Source organism: Pseudoalteromonas sp. 20-MNA-CIBAN-0454, from assembly GCF_040308685.1.
GTDB classification, from domain to species: domain Bacteria; phylum Pseudomonadota; class Gammaproteobacteria; order Enterobacterales; family Alteromonadaceae; genus Pseudoalteromonas; species Pseudoalteromonas nigrifaciens.
In genome coordinates this window covers 1-279 of record NZ_JBEOOB010000156.1, presented here as the reverse complement: position 1 = coordinate 279, position 279 = coordinate 1, and the positions used below count along the sequence as shown (strand labels likewise).

The window sequence follows — 279 nt, the reverse complement described above, 5'->3', positions numbered from 1 at the left end:
ACGTTTCACCCATCCAATCATGCCGTATCTGACTGAGCAAATCTGGCAGACCATCGCGCCGCTACTGGGTCGCAAAAACACCGACAGCATCGTGGTCGCTGACTATCCACAGACCGATGATAGCCAAATCAGTGAGCAGACTGAAGCAGATATGGCGTGGCTACAGGAGCTGATCGCGAGCGTCCGTAACATCCGTGGTGAGATGAAACTGGGCAATGCGGTACGTCTGCCAGTGCTACTACAAAACGTCTCTCATGATGAAGATGCGCGTCTGTCACG

General features: G+C 53.4%; 1 protein-coding gene. It reads left to right on the top strand.

The genetic code is table 11. The features are described from left to right. On the top strand, positions 1-279 hold a 279-nt coding region (locus AAEZ22_RS18355), incomplete at both ends, for a class I tRNA ligase family protein (RefSeq protein ID WP_352298465.1).